Here is a 14,656-nt window from a genome sequence, read left to right as displayed (position 1 = left end):
CATCAGACCATCAGGGGCACGGAAAATGGCCGGAGCGAAGAGCCACGATTATCACATCCTACCGCCGAGCATCTGGCCGCTGATCGGGGCCTTCTCGGCACTGACAATGGCCGCCGGCGGCATCATGTGGATGCACAAGGCTGCCTTTGGCGGCTATGTTTTCTTCGCGGGCCTGCTCGGCGTGCTGTTCACCATGTTCAGCTGGTGGTCGGACGTCATCAAGGAGGCGCATGCCGGCGATCACACGCCGGTCGTCCAGCTTCACCTGCGCTATGGCATGATCCTGTTCATCGCTTCCGAAGTGATGTTCTTCGTCGGCTGGTTCTGGGCGTGGTTCGATTTCTCGCTGTTCCCGCAGCCGCTGCAGGTCATAGATGGCGTCGTTTCGCTGATCGAGGGTCCCAACAGCGTCACCCATGCCGCGGGTGTCTGGCCGCCCAAGGGCATCGAGGTTATCGACGCCTTCCATTTTCCGCTGCTCAACACGCTGATCCTGCTGTGCTCCGGCACCACGGTGACCTGGGCGCATCATGCGCTGATCCATGGCGATCGCGACGGCCTGAAGAAGGGCCTGTGGCTCACGATCATCCTGGGCATGCTGTTCACGTCCATTCAGGCCTATGAATATGCCCATGCGCCGTTCGGCTTCAAAGGGCTGAACTATTCGGCGGCCTTCTTCATGGCGACCGGCTTCCACGGCTTCCACGTGCTGATCGGCACGATCTTTCTGATCGTCTGCCAGATCCGCGCCTATAAGGGCGACTTCACCCCGAAGCAGCATTTCGGCTTCGAGGCGGCTGCGTGGTATTGGCACTTCGTCGACGTCGTGTGGCTGTTCCTGTTCGTCGTCGTCTATGTGTGGGGCGGCTGGGGCGCGCCGGTCCACGGCTAAGCCTAGCAGCACTGAAAAATGGGGGCGCAGCGGCAGGACGGACCTGCCGCTGCGCCTTTTCTTTTGAGGACCAGGGAGCGCTTATGGCCGAAGATCCGATGCCGGCAGGGGCGCAACAACCGACCCCTCAAGCGGCGGCGATTCGCGGCCTCTGTCCCCGCTGCGGCGCTCCGGGCCTTTTCGCCAGCTTCCTTCGCTTCGCCGATCGCTGCCGGGCGTGCGGGCTGGACTATGGCGCATTCAACGTCGGCGATGGCGCCGCGGCGTTCCTGATCATGATCGTCGGCGGGATTGTCAGCCTGCTGGCCATTCTCGTCGAGCTCCGGTGGTCACCGCCTTTGTGGGTTCACCTGGCGCTGTGGCTGCCCCTGACAATTGCGCTTACCGTGGCGCTGCTGCGAATCGCCAAGGCCCTGCTGCTCGCGCTGGAATACAGGAATGCGGCCGCTGAGGGGCGGATACGGAAGACCAATTGATGCGCCGCCTGCCGATATTGCCCACTCTGGTTGTCGCCGCCGCCGTCGCCGCGATGATCGCGCTCGGTTTCTGGCAGATCCGCCGCGCCCATTGGAAGGATGCGCTGCTAGCCAGCTATACGCGGGGAGCAAAGGCGCCGGAACTCTACGGCTTGCCCACGGATGTTCCCGCCGACCAGCTGGCGTTCCGCCGCGCGCACGTGGTCTGCCGAATCGCAACGGGCCCCATTCAACTCGGTGGCGTCGATCACAGCGGCCGCACCGGCTTTCGCAACATCGTGGGCTGCACGCTGATCGACGGGCGGACCATCATGGCGGATCTCGGCTGGAGCGCGATCGGCGTCAAACCGGCGCTACCGGCAATCGGCCAGCGGATCGAGGCGAGCGGGCAACTCATCCCGGACGACGTGCTGGCGCGCCGCGTGGTCGGAACTGTGCAGCATGCGATGCCGTTGCTGCTGGTGCTGGAGGCCGCGGCGCCTGGGCTGTCACCGAGCATTCCGCCATCGATCGACATGATTCCCAACAACCATCGCAGCTACGCGGTGCAATGGTTCCTGTTCGCCGCGGTGGCGCTGGCGATTTACCTGCTCGCCCTGCGCAAGCGGAACCGGGCGCTGCGCTGAAGGAAAGCGGCAAGGACTGGCGCACATTGCCGGAGCAAGGCTTCCAGTGCTCCGGCAATGCCCAGCAGCGCGGCATCGCCGCCGATGCCGGCATCAATCGTTGGGAGGGGCTCGGAGATTGGCCGATGTCCGATCGGTCCACGAACGGTCGGTCGCTGGCAAGGAGCCGCGCCGCTACTCCGACAAGGCGATAATGCGCGTCGCGATGGCTGCTGCTGCTGCGCGATTCTCCACGCCGAGCTTGATGAATATCTGTTCGAGATGCTTGTTCACGGTCCGCGCGCTGATGTTCATGATCTCGCTCGCGTCGCGGTTCGACTTCCCCTGGGCAATCCAGAACAGAACGTCGCTTTCGCGCGGGGTGAGGGACAGGGCGCGCTGGAGCGCGGCGGCTTCCGCTCCTTCGCGCAATTCGATCAGGCGGAAGAGGTGGTCGCTGCCCAGTCCGCGCCCCAGATGGCTGATCTCGATCTGCCGGGCTCCGATTGCAATTCGTGTGACGGTGCGCTCCGCCTTGTCGGGGGTCGCCTCCATTGCCCGGATCATGCGGGCGATCTGGCCCGCCACCACCGTCCTTCCCATAGTGCCCAGTTCGTCGAGGAGCGCGGCCGCGAGTGCTGTTGTCCAGCGGGTCGCGCCGAGCGTATCGGTCGCGACGAGCCGGCGTCCGGTGACGTCCAGCGCCACCTGCGCGCTGCGCATCATCCGGGCGTTGGCCAGATGGACATGGATACGCGCCACCAGTTCGTCGAGCATGATCGGCTTGGTGACATAGTCGACCCCTCCCGCGTGCAGTCCATCCACCACATGGCCCGAGTCGCTCAGCCCGGTCATGAAGATCACCGGGACGGGATGGAGCCGTGGATCGGCCTTGATGCGACGGCAGGTTTCGAACCCGTCGGGCGGCGGCATCACCGCGTCGAGCAAGATCAGATCGGGAGTCATGTCCGCCAACAGCGCCAGCGCGCTTTCGCCATCATGCGCGAAGATCAGCATGAAACCCGCCGCCGACAGGGTGCGATTGAGCAGTTCACGCGCCTGGGCGTCGTCGTCGACTACCAGGACGACAGTGACGTCGCCGCCGGTCACGCCCCGCCTCCATGAGTCCATTCGACGCTGAGCAGCGTACCGATCCGCTCGATCAGCGCGTCGAACTCAATGGGCTTGGTCAGGAAGTCGTCATGTGGATCGTCTTCGCGGCGGCTGCGCTGGAAATCGTGAACATTGGCGGAGATCATCAGGATCATCGGATCGTCGCCATGTTCCGCGCGGATCATCCGCGCGGTGTCCCAGCCATCGCGTCCGGGCATTGTGATGTCGAGCATCACGAGGTCTGGCAGCTCGGCGCGACACATGGCGAGGCACGCATCGGCATTGTCGGCGAAGGCGAGGTCGAAGCTCAGCGGGGCGAGAACGTTTCCGATCATTGCGAGGTGCGCCGGATCGTCATCTGTGACGAGAATGCGGCGGCGCGGTCCCGCATAGCCGGTGATGCTGCTCCCGGCGGGCGCGGCCGTGCCCGACGGCGGCGCATCGGAGAGAAACATCCGCACTTTGAAAGTGCTGCCCGCACCGGGCCGGCTGTCCACCGACAGCTCTGCGCCCATGATCTCCGTCAGCAGCCGGGTGATGGTGAGCCCAAGGCCGATACCCGGTGCCGCGCCGGTGTTGCCGACCCGCTCGAACGGCTCGAAGATCCGCTGCAGATCGGCCTCGGCAATGCCTACGCCGCTATCGCTCACCTCGAACTCGGCGACCGGATCGCGCCAGCGGACGACCAGCGATGCCGAACCCGACGGCGTATATTTGATCGCGTTCGAGATCAGGTTGATCAGGATCTGCCGCAGCCGCTTCTCGTCGGTGAAGACATGGCCGGGGAGACGAGGGGATCGTTCATATTCGAAAGCCAGTCCCTTGGCCGCCGCCTGGAGCCTGAACATGTCGACGATCTGATCGAGCAGTTCGGGCAGCGCCACGCGGTTGCGTTCGATGCGCAGCAAGCCATTTTCGATCCGGGAGATGTCGAGCAGCCCGTCGACGAGGTTGACGAGGTGGCTGGCGCTGCGGCGGATTACCCGCACGGCATCGCCGACATGCTCGGTCGGATTGCGCTCGATGAGCTGGGCATAGCCTGAGATGATGTTAAGCGGCGAGCGTATCTCATGGCTGACGCCGACGATGTAGCGGCTCTTGGCGAGATTGGCGGCCTCCGCCACCTCCTTGGCGCGCTGGAGTTGGGCGTCGGTCTGCCGGTGTGCCTCGATCTCCTCGATCAGCATCACAGTCTGGCGATCACTCTCTTCCTCGGCCGCGCGCTGATTCTCTCCGGCGAGCACGAAATACCAGGCGATGAAGGCCGTCAGGACGAGCAGGCAGGCGAAGACGACCTGCATCACCGACCGAAGAACGCCGAGATCGATCCCGCTGTGCGCCTGTTGCAAGTAGATCAGCGTGAGCACGATGCCGATAGCGGCCGCGATCGCGGTGTAGAGCAGCGCGAACCGGACAAGCCGGCCGTGCGCCGCGTCGAGCAGCCAGCCCGGGAGGAAACGGCCGAGCACCGCCGAACTCTGGTCGGCCACCCGCGCTTCGACTTTGCAGGCATCGTGGCAGCGCGCCTCGAGCGTGCAGCACAGCGAGCAGATCGCCCCCTCATAGACCGGACAATGCGCCATGTCGGGGGGCTCGAACGCCGTTTCGCAGACCGAGCAGCGCACCTCGCTCTGCCCCTCGAACGGTTCGGCGGCGCGGGCGATATAATAGCGGCCACCGGTTGCCCAGGCGATCAGCGGCGCGGTGGCGAACGAGGTCGCCAGGCCGATCACCGGCGAATAGATGCCCGCCAGATGCCCGAACAGGCCCATGAAGCTGAGCGTCGAGACGACCAGCGACAAGGCCATCGCACCGACGCCTACCGGATTGATGTCGTAGAGATGCGCTCGGCGGAACTCGATGCCTTTCGGGCTGAGCCCCAACGGCTTGCTGATCATCAGGTCCGCAATGACCGCGCCGAACCAGGCGACCGCGAAGTTGCTGTAGAGCGTCAGCACCCGTTCCACCACGGTCTGGATGCCACCCTCCATCAGCATCAGCGCGATCGTCACGTTGAAGATCAGCCAGACGACGCGCCCGGGATGGCGATGGGTCAGCCGTGAGAAGAAGTTGGAGGAGGCGATGGAGCCGGCATAGGCGTTGGTGACGTTGATCTTGATCTGGCAGATCGCGACGAACAGCCCGGTCAGCACGAGCGCGATCACCGGCGCGTGCGACAATTGGCTGAACACCAGATAGTAGAGCAGGGTAGGGTTGGCGGTGTCGGCGTCCGGCACGGCATAGCTCAACGCGACTACGGTCAGGAACGATCCCAGCAGGATCTTGAATCCGCCCATCAAGACCCAGCCTGGCCCAGTCACCAGCAGTGCCGACCACCAGCGCACCACACCCGTAGTCTCGCGCCTTGGCAGAAAGCGGAGATAATCGACCTGCTCGCCGATCTGCGGCAGCAGCGACAGGAACACGGCGAGCGCGAGCCCGGTGCTGACCATGTCCAGCCCGTTCGCCCGTCCCTGATAGCCGGTCCACAGCGAGATCGCGGCCGGCCCCTGCTGGACGACGAACAGCAACGGCGCGAGCTGCAGCAGCAGCCAGACCGGCTGGGTCCAATTCTGCATCCGGCTGATCCGGCGAAAGCCATAGGCTGCGATCGGGATCACGGCGAGCGCGCTGACGATATGCCCGATCGGGAGAGGAAGGCCGAAGCACAGTTTGAGCGCCGCCGACAGGATCGCCGCTTCGATTGCGAAGAGGATGAACGTGAAGGAGGCGTAGACCGCCGAGGTGATCGTCGACCCGAGATAACCGAAGCCGGCGCCCCGCGTCAGCAGGTCCATATCGACGCCGTAGCGCGCGCCATAATAGCAGATCGGCAGGCCGGCGATCACGAAGATGATCCCTGCGATCAACAGCGCTACGCCGGTATTGTCGAAACCATAGCTGAGGGTGACCGTGGCCCCGATCGCTTCACAGGCTAGGAATGCTATGGATCCCAGCGCGCAGTTGGCCACCCACCAGGCCGACCAGCGCCGCGCCTTCTGCGCGGTGAAGCGCAGGGCGTAATCCTCGATCGTGTCGTTGTTGACCCACTGGTTATACTGGCGCCGGGTACGAACGATCCGCTGGCGCCGGATCTGTGCCGGATCTGCCTGCCGGATCGGCGGCGGCGGGGAGAGCCCGATGTTCAGGCCGGCCACATCATTGTTGCGGCAGCCAGGACGGCGACCAGCCCGGTCGTCTGACCGACTCGGCGCTGACCGACCCCGGTCGCCCATCGTGAGAGTGCGAGGCCGAAGCCGTGGAGCATGGCGGTCGAGATCAAGAAGCCCCCCGCAAATTGAGCCTGGCCGGCCCCCGCCGCCATCTCGCTGCCATGCGCGAAACCGTGGCCGATGGCAAATAAGGCGATCACACCAGCCGAGGCGGCAAGCGGCGCACGGACGTCTGCGAAGAGCGCCACGCCCAGCCCGACCAGCGATGCCGTGATCAGCATCTCGGCAATCGGCAATGTGCCGCCGGCGGCGCCATAAGCGAAGCCTGTGAGCATGAACGCCATGAACGCGGTGGGGCAAACCCACCAGCGCTGCGGAAAGGCTATTCCGGCCCAAAGCCCGACCATCAGCATCGTCAGCAAATGATCGAGGCCGGTGAACGGATGGAGCAGCCCGGCTGCGAAGCTCGATTGGGCGCCATGACCTGCATGAGCGAGGGCGGGGCTGGCGGCCAGCAGGAAAGGCAGCGCGATCCAAGAGAGGCGAGGCGATAAGAGACGATGATTCACGACATATTCTCCTTGCGGGCGCGAAGACCGCCGGTCGCCGTAACGAAGCCGGCGATCTCGGCGACGCCCTGACCGGCGCGGACATTGGCGAACACGAACGGCCGCTCGCCGCGCATCTTCTTCGCGTCGCGGTCCATCACCTCGAGGCTGGCTCCGACGAACGGCGCGAGATCGATCTTGTTGATGACGAGCAGGTCCGAACGGGTGATCCCGGGGCCGCCCTTGCGCGGGATCTTGTCGCCAGCCGAGACGTCGATGACATAGATGGTGATGTCGGCGAGTTCGGGGCTGAAGGTCGCCGCCAGATTGTCGCCCCCGCTTTCGATCAGGATAAGGTCGAGCATCGGGAAGGCGCGGTGCAGCTGCCCGACCGCGGCGAGGTTGATCGAAGCGTCCTCGCGGATTGCGGTATGCGGGCAGCCGCCGGTCTCGACGCCCAGGATGCGCTCGGGCGGCAAGGATCCCGCCCGCGTCAGGAACTCGGCATCCTCCCTGGTGTAGATATCGTTGGTGATCGCGGCGATGTCGTAATCGTCACGGAAATATTTGCAGAGCGCGTCCATGAGCGCGGTCTTGCCCGATCCGACTGGGCCGCCAATGCCGACCCGCAGCGGGGAGATGGTTTCGCTCATGTCCGGAACAGCCTCGTATATTGGGTTTCGTGCGCCATGCAGGCGAGATCGGAATAGAGGCTGGCGCTGCCCAGCTGCTCGAACGGATCGCTGTCGTCGACTGCGATCGCCTCGACCACGGCGCTGAAGACGCGCTCGCGGAGGTTTCTAAGTATGCGCTGGCCGTCGGTCTGGCCAAGCGGGATCAGCCGTTGCGCCGCTGACACCAGATTGGCCACGACGCCATGGAGAAAGGCGGTCAGAGCAGCCTCCAGCCCAATGCCCTGCGCGGCGGTTAGGCAGGCTACTGCGATCGGATAGCTCAGCGCGTCGTCGTCGATCGCGTCGAGCATGGCGAGTGCCGGCGCCGAGACTGTCGAGGAGGCAATGCGACGGAACGCAGCGCCCTGCGCAGTCGCCTCGACGCGGCGCTCATGGCTGGTCAACAGTGCAGCGGCGAGTTCGGCAAGTTCGGCGATCCGGTCGATATCGCCCAGCCGCACCGCACGATGGGCATGGACGAACATCACTGCGTCGGCACGGATCGTGCCATGCGCAATCATCGTCTCGATCCATTGTTCGGCCGACAGGCGGTCGATGGCATGGCCCGCCTCGACTGCCCATTCGAGGCCGCTGGAATGGGCAAAGGCGCCGATCGGATAGGATGGCGACATCCAGCTGAGCAGATCGTAGAGCGCATCCTCAGCCATGCGCGTGCCCATGGCCATGATGATGTCCATGGCCGGTCGGCAGCGCGGCATCCTCGGCATAGGCGCCGCCCTCGGGATCGAAAGGCGCCATGATCGCCTCGCAGTGTCCGCCCAGTCCGCGGACCATATCGGCGATGACGTGATCGTGGCGGATGCGCAGACGCGGCGGGGAGATAGTGCCGAGCAGCTGGGTCGGCAGATGCCGGTTGCCGAGATGCCAGGCGATGCGGACCAGCGTCCGCAGCTCATGAGCATGAATCTCGATGAGCGCCTCGGGCGCCGCCTCGATGCGGACGATGCTGCCGTCGTCCAGGGTCAGCCCATCGCCGTCGCGCAGCCGCACGGCGCGGGGCATGTCCAGCAGGACGCTGCTGCCGCCGTTGGTGTTGAACACCATGCGGCGGCGCGAGCGCAGATCATGGTCGAGCCGTAGCACGTCGCTCGCGCCCTCGGCGCTGCCGCTGGTGATACCGACGATCCTGCGCATCGGTCTCTCTCCCATCCTCAATAGAGAAAATAACGCTGCGCGAGCGGCAGTTCGGTCGCCGGCTCGCAGACCAGCAGCTCGCCATCGGCGCGGACTTCATAGGTTTCCGGATCGACGTCGATGTGCGGGAGTGCGTCGTTGAGTTTCATCGCCGCCTTGCCGATGCCGCGCGTGTTGCGCACCGGCAGCACCATCCGGTCGAGCCGCAGCCTATCGGCGATTCCGTCCTCGATCGCTGCCGCTGACACGAAGCTGATGCAGCTCGCGCCGATCGCTCGACCATAGCTGGCGAACATCGGCCGGCTGTGGACGGGCTGCGGCGTCGGGATGCTGGCATTGGCATCGCCCATCATAGCCTGGACGATCATCCCGCCCTTGATGACGAGATCGGGCTTGGTGCCGAAGAAGGCCGGCGTCCAGACGACGATATCCGCAAGCTTGCCGACCTCGACCGATCCAATCTCATGCCCCATGCCCTGCGCGATCGCGGGGTTGATGGTATATTTTGCGACATAGCGGCGCGCGCGCAGATTGTCGTTGTCGCCGCTTTCGCCGGGCAGGCTTCCGCGCTGCTGCTTCATTTTATGCGCGGTCTGCCAGGTGCGGGTGACGACTTCCCCCACCCGGCCCATCGCCTGGCTGTCCGATGAGATGATCGAGAGCGCGCCGAGATCGTGGAGGATATCCTCCGCGGCGATCGTCTCCTTGCGGATCCGGCTTTCCGCGAAGGCCAGGTCCTCGGGAATCGACGGGTCGAGGTGATGGCAGACCATCAGCATGTCGAGATGCTCGTCGATCGTGTTCACCGTGAACGGCCGCGTCGGATTGGTCGAGGAGGGAATAACATTGGCGAAGCCAGCCAGCTTGATGATGTCGGGGGCATGGCCGCCGCCCGCGCCTTCGGTGTGAAAGGCGTGGATGGTGCGTCCCTTGAAGGCAGCGATCGTGTCCTCGACGAAGCCGCTCTCGTTCAGCGTGTCGGTGTGGATCATCACCTGGATGTCCATCAGGTCGGCGACCGACAGGCAGCAGTCGATTGCCGCCGGGGTGGTGCCCCAGTCTTCGTGCAGCTTGAGCGCCGCCGCTCCGGCGCGGATCTGCTCGACGAGTGCGTCGGGCTGGCTGGCATTGCCTTTGCCCGCGAAGGCCAGGTTCACCGGCAGGCCCTCGGCCGCCAGCAGCATCCGTTCGATATGCCAGGGTCCCGGCGTGCAGGTGGTGGCGTTGGTGCCGGTGGCGGGTCCAGTACCGCCGCCGACCATGGTCGTTATGCCGGAGGCGATCGCCTCCTCGATCTGCTGCGGGCAGATGAAGTGGATATGCGCATCTACCCCGCCGGCGGTGACGATCTTGCCCTCGGCGGCGATGATCTCGGTGCCCGGGCCGATGATGATGTCGACGCCCGGCTGGACATCGGGATTGCCTGCTTTTCCGATCGCTGCGATCCGGCCGCCGCGCAGCGCGATGTCGGCTTTGTAGATGCCGCTATGGTCGAGGATCAGCGCGTTGGTGATGACGGTGTCGGCGGCGCCCTGCGCTCGGGTTCGCTGGCTCTGGCCCATGCCGTCGCGGATCACCTTGCCGCCGCCGAACTTGACCTCCTCGCCCAGGATGGTGGCGTCCCGCTCGACCTCAATGATGATCGCGGTATCGCCTAGGCGGACCTTGTCGCCGGTGGTCGGCCCGAACATGTCGGCATAGGCTGCGCGGGAGATGCGATAGGCCATCAGCTTCGGGCCTTCCTGGCATCGTCACCCCAGCGAAGGCTGGGGTCTATGTCTCTTTCCATGCTCGGTGACCATGCGCCGACCCGACGCAGCGCTCTTTGAGGCACGGGCCATCGCGCGGGATGGCAGATATGGATGCCAGCCTGCGCTGGCATGACGGTGGTCGGGTGAAGGAGCAGCCTCATCACTCCAGCGATCCCGTCACCATTGCGCGGAAGCCGATCACTGTGCGTCCTCCGCGAAACGGGATAAGCGACACCTCCCGGCTTTGCCCCGGCTCGAAGCGGACGGCCGTGCCGGATGGTATGTCGAGCCGCTGGCCATGGGCGGCGGCGCGATCGAACAGCAGGGCGGCGTTGGTCTCCTCGAAATGATAATGGCTGCCGACCTGGATCGGACGGTCGCCGCGGTTGGAGACGGTGATCACTGTCACCGGCAGCCCCTCGTTCAGGACATGCTCGCCGTCACCGGTGATGATTTCGCCCGGGATCATGGCGCGTGTCGTATCGGGTGGTGGACGCTGACGAGCTTGGTTCCGTCAGGGAAAGTCGCCTCCACCTGCACATCGTGGATCATCTCCGACACACCCGCCATCACCTGATCGCGGGTGACGACATGCGCGCCCGCCTCCATCAGGTCTGCGACACTGCGCCCGTCGCGCGCGCCCTCGAGCACGAAGTCGGAAATCAGCGCGATCACCTCTGGATGATTGAGCTTCACGCCGCGTTCGAGCCGGCGGCGTGCAACCATCGCAGCCATGGCGAGCAGCAGCTTGTCCTTCTCGCGCGGGGTCAGGTTCATGTCAGCAGTTCCATACGCGCGGCATCGCGCCGCTCTCGCGGAGCGAAGCGAGCGCGAGCAACAGGTCATGCCGAAGGATCGCACCGTCGCCGGCCAGTAGCCGCGCAACCGTCATCCCGTTCCAGCTACTTGCAGCCGCCGTCCCGCGCGCAGCATCGAGGGCCAGCTGCAGCGGCGCGAGCCGGGTGGCCGCGCGCGGCGCCGCCAGGATGATGACAGCCATCGCCCGCGCGCCGGCACCGATCGCCGGACGGCGCATCAGGTCGTCGATCGGGCCGTCGAGCCGCAGCGCGTCGGCATAGACCAGTCGCCCGTCGCGCCAGATCCGCCAGCGATCGACGAGCATGCCGCGTTCGACCACCTCATCCATCGCGGTGCGGCCCAGCACGACCGCTTCAACCCCGAGGAAGTCAGCATCGCCAGCGATACGAACCTGCGTGTCGCGGACCAGCCTGGCCTGGTCGAAGAAGATGCTTTCCTGTGGCAGCCATTCGGCCCGGGCGCCTTGCGCGACATGCAGCCGGGTCTCGATCGTCGCGGGCTCGTCGACCGCGCGGTAGATCTTTTCGGCAGCCTGGGTGGTGACGATCGCGGCGCTGCGCGCGCCCCAGTCGACCCGTTGGATCAGCCGGTCGCCACCGGTCAGTCCGCCGCTGGTATTGAGGATCACCGCGCAGGGTGCCTCGCGTGGCGCGGTGCGCGGCAGGCGGAACTTAAGGCAGCCGCTCTGATAACCGGCGCCGATCCGGGTTGTGCCGTCCTCCGCACGAAAGCCAAGGCGAATTTCGCCGCGACTGCGAACGGCCCTCATCGGCGATTTAGCCGCGATGGCCCCGGCAAAGCTGCTGCTCCGGCTATCTTTTTCGATGACTATGGCGCTGGCCTGATTCACCGGGCTTCCTCGCTGCATTGGCCATCATAGGCTCATAATTCCGGGCGCTGTTCAATCTTCAGCGTTCAAGGAAGGCATGGGGCATTTAACGTATTTACCGCGTAAGGCTCGACATCCGGCCCGTCAGTGTAACCTCCTACGTCAAATGACGCATATCTGGATTTTGTGCACCGCAGCAGTTTTCTATCGGCGAAGGAGCCGCCATCGGTGCGGCTTGCGGACGCGGCAGATCTCAAGCGGAGGACGACATGGGCAAGGGGCTTCAACGGAAGGTGCTGATCGGCGCGCTGCTCGCCAGCGTGGCGATGGTGAGTGGGTGCGGCAAGAAGGACGAGGCGGCGGGCAACGCGGCGGCAGGAGGCGAAGCCGTCAAGGTTGGCGTACTCCACTCGCTGAGCGGCACGATGGCGATCAGCGAAGTGACCGTGAAGAACAGCACCCAGATGGCGATCGACGAAATCAACGCCGCGGGCGGCGTGATGGGCAAGCAGATCGAGGCCGTCACCGAGGACGGCGCATCCGATCCCGCCACCTTCGCCCAGAAGGCGACCAAGCTGATCGACAGCGACGGCGTGGTTACCGTGTTCGGCGGCTGGACCTCGTCGAGCCGCAAGGCGATGCTGCCGGTGTTCGAAAAGACCAAGAACCTGCTGTGGTATCCGGTGCAGTTCGAAGGCAATGAGTGCTCGCCGAACATCATGTATTCGGGCGCGCAGCCCAACCAGCAGATCCTGCCCGCCTATGATTGGGGCAAGGAGAAGGGGTTCAAGAAGTTCTTCCTCGTCGGCTCGGACTATGTGTTCCCGCGCACCGCCAACCTGATCCTGAAGAAGCATATCGACAGCGACGGGCTGACGCTTTCGGGCGAGGAATATCAGCCGATGGGCGGCACCGATTTCTCGGGCGTTGTCGCCAAGATCCGCGCGGCCAAGCCCGACGTGATATATTCGACGCTGAACGGCGACAGCAACGTCGCCTTCTTCAAGCAGATGGCGGCGGCGGGCATGAAGTCCGACGTGCTGCCGGTCATGTCCTTCTCGATCGGTGAGCAGGAAGCGCAGGCGATGGGTCCGGCGCTGGTCGAGGGCAGCTATGCCGGCTGGAATTACTTCCAGACCGTCGACAATGCCGAGAACAAGAAGTTCGTCGATGCCTATAAAGCGAAGTTCGGCGCCGACGCGGTCGTTACCGATCCAATGGTCCATGGCTATATCGACGTCTACATCTGGAAGGCGGCGGTCGAGAAGGCCGGCAGCTTCGATCCGGCCAAGGTCCGCGCGGCGGCGGTGACGCTCGACGCAATCCCGACCCCGCTCGGCACGGTCAAGTTCGCGCCGAACAACAGCCTCGTCCAGACCGGCTATATCGGCCAGGCCGATCCCAAGGGCCAGTTCAAGATCCTGTGGACCTCGAAGGGCATGATCGACCCCGAGCCATACGACAAGCTCGCCTTTCCGGGGAAGGTCTGCACGATCAGCTGAGGCTCCGGCCCGCCACGTCCGAAAGCGTGGCGGGCCAGAGTAGTAGGGCTCCTCTTTCCCTATCCGTGGATTCCCGCGAAAGCGGGAATCCACGGATAGGGAAAGAAAAAGGTTCAATGCACCGCCGTCCATGGATTGCCGCCTTCGCGGGAATGACGGGTGAGGCGGGGTGGACGGACGGTACGAGCGGACCCAGCCAATCAAAGGCCGAACGCATGGACATCAGCTTTCTCATCGGACAGGTCTTCAACGGCTTCAGCGTAGCGTCGATCTACATCCTCGCCGCGCTGGGCCTGGCGCTCAGCTTCGGCCTGATGCGCGTGATCAACATGGCGCATGGCGAGATCCTGATGGTGGGCAGCTATCTCGCCTATCTCACCATACTGTTCGTGCCGGGGCCGCTGGGCATTATCGTCGCGATGTTCGTGGCGCTGATCGGTGCGGGGCTGCTCGGCGGGCTGCTCGAGATCACTCTGGTGTCGAAGCTCAAGGCCCGCCCGCTCGACACATTGCTTGCGACTTGGGGCGTCAGTCTGATCCTGCAGCAGGGGGCGAGGGACCTGTTCGGTGCGACTGGTGTCTCAGTGACCGCGCCGACGTGGCTCGACGGCGCGGTCACACTGGGTTCGCAATCTCTGCCGGTGGCGCGGCTGTTCATCATGCTGGTGGCGATCTGCGTGCTCGGTGGCCTCGCCCTGTTCCTGCGCCTGACCCGAGCCGGCCTGCTGGTCCGCGCGGTCAACCAGGACCGCGCCACCGCCTCGGCGATGGGCGTCAACGTCAAGCAGATCGATGCTTTCATCTTCGGCCTGGGCGCAGGTGTCGCCGGGGTCGGCGGCGTGGTGCTCGCGATGCTTGGGCCGGTCACGCCCAATGTTGGGCAGAGTTATATCGTCACAGCCTTCCTGGTCGTGGTGCTAGGCGGGCTTGGCTCGATCATCGGCACGACGATCGCTGCGGTGATGATCGGACTGTTCATGGCGCTGTCGCAGATATTCGTCGACGTCAGTTTCGCGCAGGTGCTGACGCTGCTCTTCGTCGTCCTCTTCCTCCAGTTCCGGCCGCAGGGTGTGATCGCTATCCGCTCCCGCGCGCTCGACGCAGAATAGGAGCCGATCC

The 14,656-nt window shown here is 64.8% G+C and carries 15 protein-coding genes; 5 read left to right on the top strand and 10 right to left on the bottom strand.

Going from position 1 to position 14,656, the window contains the following annotated elements; genetic code table 11:
• The first annotated feature begins 25 nt into the window (after positions 1-25).
• The 3 genes from AAC645_RS06245 (at position 26) to AAC645_RS06235 (ending at position 1,994) form a co-directional block, all read left to right on the top strand.
• Complete coding sequence (locus AAC645_RS06245) at positions 26-892, top strand: cytochrome c oxidase subunit 3 (RefSeq protein WP_340314642.1); 867 nt, start codon at positions 26-28, stop codon at positions 890-892.
• An 83-nt stretch (positions 893-975) separates the two neighbouring features.
• Positions 976-1,368, top strand: a complete 393-nt coding sequence (locus tag AAC645_RS06240) for a DUF983 domain-containing protein (RefSeq protein ID WP_340314640.1) — start codon at positions 976-978, stop codon at positions 1,366-1,368.
• On the top strand, positions 1,368-1,994 hold the full coding sequence (locus AAC645_RS06235; protein WP_340314639.1) for an SURF1 family protein: 627 nt from the start codon (positions 1,368-1,370) through the stop codon (positions 1,992-1,994). The genes AAC645_RS06240 and AAC645_RS06235 overlap by 1 nt, the downstream gene beginning before the upstream one ends.
• A gap of 174 nt (positions 1,995-2,168) precedes the next feature.
• On the opposite strand, the gene AAC645_RS06230 is transcribed toward AAC645_RS06235, so the two are convergent.
• The 10 genes from AAC645_RS06230 to AAC645_RS06185 all read right to left on the bottom strand — a co-directional run bounded on the left by AAC645_RS06230 (position 2,169) and on the right by AAC645_RS06185 (position 11,975).
• The gene (locus AAC645_RS06230) at positions 2,169-3,083 is read right to left on the bottom strand and encodes a response regulator (protein ID WP_340314637.1); all 915 of its coding nucleotides are present in this window, start codon (positions 3,081-3,083) and stop codon (positions 2,169-2,171) included.
• A complete protein-coding gene (locus tag AAC645_RS06225; RefSeq protein ID WP_340314635.1) occupies positions 3,080-6,244 on the bottom strand; it encodes a hybrid sensor histidine kinase/response regulator in 3,165 nt (1,054 codons plus the stop codon). Before AAC645_RS06225 ends, AAC645_RS06230 begins: the two co-directional genes overlap by 4 nt.
• Positions 6,232-6,828, bottom strand: a complete 597-nt coding sequence (locus tag AAC645_RS06220; RefSeq protein WP_340314634.1) for a HupE/UreJ family protein — start codon at positions 6,826-6,828, stop codon at positions 6,232-6,234. Before AAC645_RS06220 ends, AAC645_RS06225 begins: the two co-directional genes overlap by 13 nt.
• Complete coding sequence (gene ureG, locus AAC645_RS06215; RefSeq protein WP_340314633.1) at positions 6,825-7,460, bottom strand: urease accessory protein UreG; 636 nt, start codon at positions 7,458-7,460, stop codon at positions 6,825-6,827. The genes AAC645_RS06220 and ureG overlap by 4 nt, the downstream gene beginning before the upstream one ends.
• The gene (locus AAC645_RS06210; RefSeq protein WP_340314631.1) at positions 7,457-8,167 is read right to left on the bottom strand and encodes an urease accessory protein UreF; all 711 of its coding nucleotides are present in this window, start codon (positions 8,165-8,167) and stop codon (positions 7,457-7,459) included. Before AAC645_RS06210 ends, ureG begins: the two co-directional genes overlap by 4 nt.
• The gene (locus AAC645_RS06205) at positions 8,142-8,636 is read right to left on the bottom strand and encodes an urease accessory protein UreE (RefSeq protein ID WP_340314630.1); all 495 of its coding nucleotides are present in this window, start codon (positions 8,634-8,636) and stop codon (positions 8,142-8,144) included. Before AAC645_RS06205 ends, AAC645_RS06210 begins: the two co-directional genes overlap by 26 nt.
• A gap of 17 nt (positions 8,637-8,653) precedes the next feature.
• A complete protein-coding gene (gene ureC, locus AAC645_RS06200; RefSeq protein ID WP_340314629.1) occupies positions 8,654-10,363 on the bottom strand; it encodes an urease subunit alpha in 1,710 nt (569 codons plus the stop codon).
• A 184-nt stretch (positions 10,364-10,547) separates the two neighbouring features.
• Positions 10,548-10,856, bottom strand: coding sequence for an urease subunit beta (locus AAC645_RS06195; RefSeq protein ID WP_340314628.1), 309 nt, complete (start codon positions 10,854-10,856; stop codon positions 10,548-10,550).
• A complete protein-coding gene (locus AAC645_RS06190; protein WP_340314627.1) occupies positions 10,853-11,164 on the bottom strand; it encodes an urease subunit gamma in 312 nt (103 codons plus the stop codon). The genes AAC645_RS06195 and AAC645_RS06190 overlap by 4 nt, the downstream gene beginning before the upstream one ends.
• Before the next feature lies 1 nt (position 11,165).
• Complete coding sequence (locus AAC645_RS06185) at positions 11,166-11,975, bottom strand: urease accessory protein UreD (protein WP_340314626.1); 810 nt, start codon at positions 11,973-11,975, stop codon at positions 11,166-11,168.
• 386 nt (positions 11,976-12,361) lie between these two features.
• Here AAC645_RS06185 and urtA point away from each other — a divergent pair, with 386 nt between their 5' ends.
• Together urtA and urtB are read left to right on the top strand one after the other, a co-directional pair.
• Positions 12,362-13,537 (top strand): urea ABC transporter substrate-binding protein, encoded by a 1,176-nt coding sequence (gene urtA, locus AAC645_RS06180; protein ID WP_422785803.1) that lies wholly within the window; start codon positions 12,362-12,364, stop codon positions 13,535-13,537.
• Positions 13,538-13,653: 116 nt separating this feature from the next.
• Positions 13,654-14,646, top strand: a complete 993-nt coding sequence (gene urtB / locus AAC645_RS06175) for an urea ABC transporter permease subunit UrtB (protein WP_340314624.1) — start codon at positions 13,654-13,656, stop codon at positions 14,644-14,646.
• The last annotated feature ends 10 nt before the right edge of the window (positions 14,647-14,656 follow it).

This window comes from Rhizorhabdus argentea (assembly GCF_037861105.1).
GTDB classification, from domain to species: Bacteria; Pseudomonadota; Alphaproteobacteria; order Sphingomonadales; family Sphingomonadaceae; genus Rhizorhabdus; species Rhizorhabdus argentea.
Note: the sequence above shows the minus strand (reverse complement) of the source record. Positions and strands in the feature narration are given on the sequence as shown.